At 69.0% G+C, this 8792-nt stretch carries 6 protein-coding genes; 3 read left to right on the top strand and 3 right to left on the bottom strand.

Features of this window, described 5'->3' with window-relative positions; all coding sequences use genetic code 11:
- Positions 1–570 precede the first annotated feature (570 nt).
- Positions 571–1026 (bottom strand): MarR family winged helix-turn-helix transcriptional regulator, encoded by a 456-nt coding sequence (locus ACFW2E_RS23410; protein WP_384469023.1) that lies wholly within the window; start codon positions 1024–1026, stop codon positions 571–573.
- 121 nt (positions 1027–1147) lie between these two features.
- On the opposite strand from ACFW2E_RS23410, the gene ACFW2E_RS23405 reads away from it, so the two are divergent.
- The 3 genes from ACFW2E_RS23405 (at position 1148) to ACFW2E_RS23395 (ending at position 4180) form a co-directional block, all read left to right on the top strand.
- On the top strand, positions 1148–2014 hold the full coding sequence (locus ACFW2E_RS23405; protein WP_384469022.1) for an NAD(P)H-binding protein: 867 nt from the start codon (positions 1148–1150) through the stop codon (positions 2012–2014).
- 150 nt (positions 2015–2164) lie between these two features.
- Complete coding sequence (locus ACFW2E_RS23400) at positions 2165–3232, top strand: IS630 family transposase (RefSeq protein WP_384469021.1); 1068 nt, start codon at positions 2165–2167, stop codon at positions 3230–3232.
- A 705-nt stretch (positions 3233–3937) separates the two neighbouring features.
- Positions 3938–4180 (top strand): hypothetical protein, encoded by a 243-nt coding sequence (locus ACFW2E_RS23395; protein ID WP_384469020.1) that lies wholly within the window; start codon positions 3938–3940, stop codon positions 4178–4180.
- Between the two features lie 387 nt (positions 4181–4567).
- Here ACFW2E_RS23395 and ACFW2E_RS23390 read toward each other — a convergent pair whose 3' ends face one another.
- Complete coding sequence (locus ACFW2E_RS23390) at positions 4568–5920, bottom strand: endonuclease domain-containing protein (protein WP_384469019.1); 1353 nt, start codon at positions 5918–5920, stop codon at positions 4568–4570.
- Positions 5921–6023: 103 nt separating this feature from the next.
- On the bottom strand, positions 6024–8792 hold a 2769-nt coding region (locus ACFW2E_RS23385), incomplete at its 5' end, for an RHS repeat-associated core domain-containing protein (RefSeq protein ID WP_384469018.1).

Below are 8792 nucleotides of genomic sequence, written 5' to 3'. Positions count from 1 at the left end.
GCGCTGGCCGCGAGCCCACTGGGCGCTCCGCCTCAGATTGTCGTTTAACCTCCGCCCGATCTTGGCCGTTGTCGAACGCGATAGAGGTCGGCAGGATGATAGGCATGGCTGTGTCACCAGCAACACGTCAGCTTTGCGATGCCACGTTCCCGGATGCCGAAGCTGCGAGCGTCCTGTCACTCCTTGATCTCTATGCAGGCGCGGAGCGTGAACGTGTGCATCAGGCTGTCGTCCGGCTGAGCGGAGGACGACTCGGCAGGCTTCGCATGTGGCTCGATGAGGCCAAACGCAACCCGGAGACTGTCCTGTGGTTCGGCGAGTCGCCCAATCCCCCGCGAAATGGGGCCAATTGGAGTCGTCTCGGTGGGGCCACTGAACGCCGCCCTAAGTGGTCGGCTCCGGAAGTCCTTCGAGGGTTGACGTGAGTCAGATTGTGTGTGGGTTCTCGCGATGGCGAGGTAGCGGCCGATCGGGCAGTCCAAGGCACCCTCGGGGGATCAAGGAAGTCGTCGGTGGGCAGGAAGCCGTCTTCGTGCTTGCCTGATCTGGTCAGACAGGGAGCGGGGAGTGTCAGGTGATGGCCGAGTCGCCATAATCGATGGGGTCGCTCAACAGCTCGCTCGCCGCCTTGTGGACCTTCGCCAGGGCGTTCAAGAGGGCTTCGCGTTCGGTCTCGGTGAGATCCGCGGTGACCTTCTCCTCGATCAACCGCCGTTCCGCCTCGACCGGTTTCTGCAGGGCACGCCCCGCGTCGGTGAGCCAGAGCCGGACGAGGCGGTTGTCCCGGTCGTCACGGCGACGGGTTAGCAGCCCGGCCGTAGTCATCCGGTCAGCCATCTTGACGACCGTGGGCGTCGTGACGTTCAGCGCGGCGGCGACCTCGCCGGGCGTGCTGCCGTCCCGCTCCCACAGCACCGCGAGCAGGTAGTTCTGTCCGACGTGCAGCCCATGGCGTCGCATGGCCGCGTCGGCCAGGGCCCGGAGCACCTTCGACGTTCTGCCGTGCAGGTCCAGGAACTCTGACATCGCGGCCTTTCGGTGATGTGCGAAGCGGACGCCCGAGCCGCACGTAAGTCGATTGACGGCTAATCATTCACCGGCTAACGTTCCCTCGAATTCGCTAGACGGCAAACGACTTTGGGGAGCCATGATGATACTGGTCACTGGAGCCACCGGGAACATCGGCCGCGAACTCACCCGCGAACTCGACGCGAAAGGCGCGAAGTTACGCATCCTGGTCCGCGATCCCGCCCGCGCAGCACAACTGCCCGAGCGTGCCGAGCGCGCCGTCGGCGACCTGGGGGAACCCACGACACTGGCTCCCGCCTTCGCCGGCGTCGATACGCTCTTCCTGCTCACGCAGGGCATCGGCACCGAGTACACCGCCGCCGCCATCGCCGCCGCCGAGGCCGCCGAGGTGCACCACATCGTGCACCTGTCCTCATTCCACGTCACCTTCGACCCGATACCCGCCATGGGACGCTGGCACCACGAACGCGAGAAGCTCATCCGCACCTCCGGCATACCCGCCACCTTCCTGCGGCCCGGCGGCTTCATGACCAACGCCCTCGACTGGCTGCCCACCATCCGCGAGGGAAACTACGTACTCGACCCGGTCGGCCCGGGCCGCTACGCGCCGATCGACCCCGCGGACATCGCCGCGGTCGCCGCCCTCGCCCTGACCGAGGCCAGCCACCAGGACAAGCAGTACGTCCTCACCGGCGACGAGACGTTCACCGTCACCGAGCAGGTCCGGATCATCTCCGAGACGATCGGCCGTGACGTCGAAGTCCGGGAAACGGCCACACCGGCCGAGGCAGTACGGTTCCGCTTCCCCAACGGCGCACCCCAGGCACTCGCCGACGCCATCACGGAGGGCTTCACCCTCATGCGCGCCGACACCGTCGGGTTCCGGACGGACACCGTGGAGCGGCTGCTCGGACGCAGGCCGCGGACCTTCGCGGACTGGTGCGCGCGTAACGCCGACGCGTTCCGACGGCCTGAAACCGCCTGAGCCTACGGACGACCACGTCCTCTTCCGCTTCTGCTGATCGGTCCGCCCGCCATGCCGGCCTGCGCCGCCCGCCCGATAAGTCTGACCGCCTCCGAACGCGCACGGTTAAAGAAGGCCGCCTACGGTCACAAGACTGAGCACCGACTGCGGGTGCGCGCCCAGGTGGTCCTGCACGCGGCTCGCGCGCGTTCCAATGCGCGCATCGCCCGCGAGACCAGCCTGCACCTGGACACAGTCCGTGTCTGGCGCGGCCGGTTCGCAGAACAGGGCCTGGCCGGCCTGGCAGACCGCAGACGCTGCGGGCGTCCCGCCCGGTTCACACCCGTGCAGGTCGCCGGGGCCAAGGCGCTCGCTTGTCGACTCCCTGCTGAGACCGGGGTGCCGCTGTCGCGTTGGTCCTGCCCGGAACTGGCCACCGAGCTGAACGCGCGCGGAATCACCAATGCCGTATCCGCGTCCACGGTGCGCCGTTGGCTGCACCAGGACGCACTCAAACCCTGGCAGCACTGCTCCTGGATCTTCATCACCGACCCGCACTTCCGCCCGAAGGCCGAGCGCGTTCTGGACCTCTACGCCCACACCTTCGACGGCGTCGAGCTGGGCGAGGACGAGTACGTCGTCAGCGCGGAAGAGAAGACCTCCATCCAGGCCCGCTGCCGCTGCCACCCCACCCTCGCTCCCGGCCAGGCCAGAGCGATGCGCGTGAATCACACCTACGGACGCGGCGGCGCCCTGGCCTACCTGGCCGCCTACGACGTCCACCGGGCGACGGTGTTCGGCCGCACCGAGCCCACCACCGGCATCGTCCCGTTCATGAGTCTGGTCGCCCAGGTCATGAGCCAGGAACCCTACGTCAGCGCGAAGCGCGTGTTCTGGGTCGTGGACAACGGCTCCTCCCACCGCGGAGAGAAGGCCGCCGACCGGCTCACGGAGGCGTTCCCGAACGCGGTGATGGTCCACACCCCCGTGCACGCCTCCTGGTTGAACCAAGTGGAGGTCTACTTCTCTGTTGTTCAGCGCAAGGTCCTCTCGCCCAACGACTTCACCGACCTCACCGAGGTCGGGGACCGGCTCCGAGCCTTCGAAGTCCGCTACAACGCCACAGCACAGCCGTTCCAGTGGAAGTTCACCACCTCCGACCTGGACGATCTGCTGGCCAGACTCGACCGGCACACCGCCGATCACCCGGAACAATCCTCATTCCGGCCCGCCGCGTGATCAGCCCCCGAAGGATTTCCGGAGCCGACCACTAAGGGCTGTCCTACCTTGAAGAAGTGGGTCTGATCTGGTCATTCGTAAGATCGGAGGACCCGGGGGCTCCGGGAGAGATCATTTACGGGACAACCCTTAGCCACGCCTTGCGACCTGCGGCGGCGTCACCCCTTGCGCGTATAACTCAGCAGCCTCGAACCGCACTTGCTCCCGTTGAGCCAGCTGTTTCGCGGTCAGGCCACCCCCATCGGGATACCGCATGACCCCGGGATACACCCACCCGCGAGATCACCGTCACCCTAGGCCGAGAACCTCAGTAGCGATGCGAGCGGCGGTGCGCCCCCGCTTGCATCGGTCGGGGCGCACCACCCGATTCAGTGCCGAAGGGGGGTACCAGGGTTGCTGGCTGATGTCACCCGTGCTCTGGTCAGCGGCGGTAGCTGCCGCGGTGGTGCTTGCCGCCGCCACGGTGGTGGCGCCCCCAGGAGGCGTCGCCGACGAACCGGCCCCGGTCGTTGCGCCGGGTCGGGGAGAGTCCGTCCAGGCCCTGGCGGACCCGTTCAGTCAGACGCCGGACGCCGGTGATCTCCTCGTTCGAGGGCAGCGCATCGTTCTTGGCCCAGATGCTGGCTTCGACGAAGGAAGCCAGCCGCGGAACAGATCCGCAAGGTATGCCTCCAGGTTCGGGAGGTAGGAGACGTCGGCGCGGAAGTGTCCGCAGCCCACGCACCGGATGCGGACCGGGCAGCCTTCACCGCCGACGGCATCGGCACGCTTGTGTGGAGGATCTGCGGCGCCTGCCACGTCGGCAACATCAACAAGATATCCATCGGCCTACACCATCAACGGCATGGCCTGGGACAGCGGTTGATCCGAAGGGCGCTCGCCGACGGCCTCGAATACACCTGGCAGGCCACCGGTCAGTGCCCGCAGGCCAGGCAGTTCTTCCCATAACTGGAGCAGAAGTTCGGTGTCGCGTTCCCCGAATACGACGGGGTCTGCCCCCACCTGTCCTCATCGACGAGGTGCCGGCCTTCCCCGCCGGACCGCCACCCCCGGCCCGTGCTGGAGCGCGACGTGTGAGAACAGGCCGTATCGTATGACCCGCACCCTGCGCGGCACGCGGGCCAGGCCGCGGCCCGCGGCTGCGCCCTCGTGATGACGGTCAGGATCTCAGCTTCGTGCGGCATTGGCGGTTACGGCCGTTCGGCGATGCCCACGGACAGCGCGTCGGCCTCGTCCTCTTGCGGCCACGCCCGGTCAACATGGCGACGTCCAGGTGAGCTGCGGACCGGCGCCGGGCGGGTGTGGGTTGGCGTTGATGTCGGATCTGCTGTTCACTCAAAACAGCGCCAGGCCCTCACCGCTGGTGTCCGCTATGACTGGCCGCGACTGGGCGGGGAGGTCGTCAAGGCGGTCGGGTCCGGCCGCTGCAGCCACGCCAGGGGCGGTCTCGGCCAGCCAGGTGCCAAACCGCTCGGCGGCTTCGCGGTAGGGGACTTGCGCCAGGACACGGTGCTCGCCGGAGGGGCAGAAGTCGACGGTGACAGTGAGCAGGCAGGAACGGGGGGCGTTCTGACTGCCCGTCCAGGACACGCGCAGCACCCCGCAGGGTTTGCGCGCGCGGGAGCTGCCAGGGTCGCGGTGGGTCGGGCGCAGCGATCGGCAGCCCGTGTGGGCGGTCCATGCGGCGAGGTGTGGCAGTGGCAGGGTGGTACGGGTGCGACAGCCAGAACAGCGATGCCAGTGACAAAGCCAGTCGACGACATCGGTATCGAAAAGGCGCGTGTAGTGGCCGGCCACACGGATGTCGTTGCTGTACAGGTGGTCGGGTCGTTCTTGTGTATTGCAGGAGTGGCAGACAGGGGCGCGGACGTAGCCATGTTCGTGGCAGTGGTCGAGGACGGCCGCGGGTGCGGTGCAGCACACGGCGCACGTCCACCCCGCCACCTTGCGGGAGATGCCGGGTTTCCTGCTGAGTGCCGAGTACAGCTGGCCTGTCAGTTCCCCGTTGTACGGGCGCAGCGGAGCGGTTGAGTCGTCAGGGCTCGTCGTCTCCCGGCCGTCGGCGGCTCGGGCCGTCCGGGGGTGGGAGGACGGCTCGGTGGCATCTGCGCTTGCCTGGCGGGGCCGCGCGACTTGCAGCCACTGCCTTTCGGTGTGCTCGGCCGCGTCCAGCACCCTGACCACGGCGCGCGGCAGCCACCATGTCCGCGCCGTCCGATCACGAGTCTGCTCCACGAGTATGCGCCGCCAGTCGATCCCCGCCAGATGGGACAGCCGGCCACCCTCACGCCCTGCTGCCCGCTCGGGGCCGCCCCACTCCTGCAGTTCCCTGGTGATGCACTGGCGCCAGCGCGCCAGCGTCCCCTCGTTGCGCTCCTTCTTCGGCGCGCTACCAAACGGGCCGATGCGGATCAGGTCCCGGCAGTCCATCTCCACCGCAATCAGTTCCGCTGCCGCCCGGCGCACCTCTCTCTCCGGAACACTCCACTGGCCGCCGCTTGCCTTCACCGTCGCCACCACACGGCCGCCGAGCAGGACGTACCCCACCCGGACACTGGCAAGAGAGCTGGTAAACGCCGCAGAAGCTGTCGGCACAGCACTGCCTGCCGTCAAACCGGCCCACAGAGCGTCCGCAGCGCCCAAAGAGATCAGGCCGCCCGTGCGACCCGGGATGACACGCTCAGGCATACCGACAGGCTAACGGCCCGCGAAGCTCCCGATGTCGATACCGCCCTTCTGAACCGGCGGCCAGAAGGCACCCGTTGCCGCTCCGCTATCACGCACCAACTCGTCAGTTGGAGGTCCACAGATAGAGCGCGGCCGCCGCCGCGCCGCCGACAAGTCCGCCGGCGATCGCTCCGGCGATCGTGCCGACGCCCGGGATCGGGATGATCACGGAGCCTAGGGCGGCCCCGGCCAGCACGGCGCTGCCAAGGCCGATGGACTGCGCTGTCGACGCGCTCGCGCCAGCCTTTTCCGCCCCGTACCGGGCCGCGTGGCCGGCGGCCGCGCCGACGACACCGACTCCGGCCGCGACGGGCAGCGCCCGCGCGGCGGCCCCCAGTGGCCCGGCCAACGGTGCGGTGAGCTTGCTGCCCAGAGCCAGGTACGACCCCGAGAGCAGTGTCGCTTCGGCCTCGACGACGAACGGCACCGCTCGTCCGAGCTCGCCCACCTCGGCTGCCGGATTGAACCGGAACCCCTGGTAGCGGAACCCTGTCTGGACGCTCCCGGACGGAGCGTTGCCGCCAAGTGACGGACCGGGTGAGGTGTCCTTCTTGGTGAAGGTGGTGACGGGAACTTTCTGCGTGGGTGGTGGCGCGGGGTTGGTCGGCGTCGCCGGGGTCAGCCGCTTGGCCAGGACCCGCGGGATTGGCGTGCCCGCTTTGGCGTCGCGCGCGACCCCCTCCGCCTTGACCCAGGACACCAGCTCCTTGGCGGCAATCTGCGGCGCCTTCGAGAGGTCCGCCGGACTGAGTTTGCCGCCGGCCTGGACGTGCTGCACCGACAGTAGGTAGACGTTCCGGAGATCGACCGGCTGGCCCTGGACGAGCGCGGAGCGCAGGCCTGCTCCATAACTCAGGTCCCGTGACGTCTTTGGTCCAGCCAGCGAGTTGGGCAGCATGACGGCCCAGGCGTTCGCGTACGTCCGGCTCGCCAGCGCGTCGGACATCTGTTCGCCATAGGTCTCCTCGAAGCCGTACTGCAGCCAGCTGCCCGGGATGAAGTGCTCGCGAGTATGGCCGGGCTGGGTGTCCAGCGCCTGGTACCGGCCCTCGTCCCCGAAGACGGTCTGGAACCCGCCGGGGTCCGTCCCGTTCACCGGGTCGCCGCGGACGAACTCGTAGAGCTTCGGGCCGTCCTGGATCCCGAGCGGGTCCGGCGACGTCCAGCGTCCCAGCCATGGGGCGTAGGAGCGGGCGCCGTGGTGGGCCAGGCCGCTCTCCTCGTCGCGTGCCTTGGCCTGGAACCGGTAGCGCTTGCGGGCGTAGCTGCCGAAGGACGTGTCACCGTACGGCAGGTACTCCTCACGGTTCAGTACGCCGCCGTCGGGGGCCAGCGTCGCGGTGACGCTCGTGAGCCGGTCGCCCAGCTGATAGAGGACGGGCTGCGGCAGCGGGTCGTCCGGGAGCGGCGTGCCCCGCCGGATGACGGCCAGACGGTTGCCCTCGTCCGTGAGGTGCACCTCGTCGTGCACGGTCTGGTTCGCGCCCACGGTGCCTCGCAGGATCCGCTCGAAGCCGCCGACGGAGAGGGTGATGAGGTCTGGACCGGCGCTGCGCCGCACCACCTTCAGCACCCGCTGGCCTGCGGCGTCGTAGCGGTACTGCGCGTAGACGCTGGGCCGGCCGGCGCCCGCTTGGTCCCTGAAGGTCGCCAGCCGGTCGGCCGCGTCCCACTCGAAGAACCGGTTGGTCGCCTCGGTCAGCAGGTTGCCGCCGGCGTCGTACGTGTATGGGACGGTGAGGTTCCCCGATCCGAGGGAGGTCAGCCGGTTGCTGTTCGGTGGCACGGTGTAGGTGCGGGTGTAGGCGCCGGTGCCGGCGGTGTCGGTCGCGTGCGCCAGTGACAGCAGGGTGCCGATGACGTCGTACTCGTAGGTCTCGGTGTACCGTCGCGCACGGGTGAGGTCGGTGCTCCGGGGGTTGTCCGTCCACGGCTTCTCGGGGGCCATGTCGGTCTCGCGTCCGGTGGCGAGCGTCAGTCGGCCCAGAGTGTCGTAGGCGAACTGGCGGTCCAGCCGGTCCGGAGTCGGCGCGACACCGCAGCCTGGGGTGCGGTCGGCGAGTGTCAGCAGTCGGCCGGTGAGGTCGTGGCGGAACGTGTGGTCCTGCAGGACCGGTCCGTCGCAGGTCCACGTCGTGGCTCCGGTCGGCCCGCTCGCGGCGTGCTCAGCGCGGAGGCGGCGTAGTCGCAGGGTTCGCGCGCTGTAGCCGTAGCGCACGAGCACGCCGTTGCCCAGCAGCGCGAGGATGCGCCGACCGTGTGCGTCGTAAACGACCTGCCTCAGGTGAGGTATGCCGTCGACCGAGACGGCCGTCACTCCGCCGCCGCGACCGTAGCTGAACGCGATGTGTGCCCGCGCGCCGGTGGCGTCCACGGGTGCCGTGGTCCCGGTTCGCCGACCGAGCGCGTCGAAGGACAGGTCGAGGGCGTAGTCGGTGTCATCGAGCAGCGCGTCCGCGTGGTCGGACAGGGTTTCGCCGGGACCTGGCTGCCAGTCGACGGCGTACGCGGTGCCCGCCCAGGCTCCGGATGCGGGCAACTTCGACAGCAGCAGTGCGGGGCTCAGCACCCGGCGGACGGTGCTGGTGGGGTTGCCGTTGAGGTCGTACCCGTCGGTCCGCATCCGGCCGGCCTCGTCGTACTGGACGACCACCCGCCCGCGTGCGTTCGCTGCAAGGGCCTGGTCCGCGGTCAGGCCCGAGCCCGCCGGGTCGTCGCCGTAGCCGGTGATCTGTCGTAGCGTCGGCGCCTGGGCCGCCCGGGCGGCGGCCCACGCCCCGACGGCGCGGGGCGCGCGGTCGGTAGCGGTTTGCACCACGGCACCCTTGTCGTC

The sequence above is a fragment of the Streptomyces sp. NPDC058964 genome (assembly GCF_042741275.1).
Lineage (GTDB): Bacteria > Actinomycetota > Actinomycetes > Streptomycetales > Streptomycetaceae > Streptomyces.
Note: the sequence above shows the minus strand (reverse complement) of the source record. Positions and strands in the feature narration are given on the sequence as shown.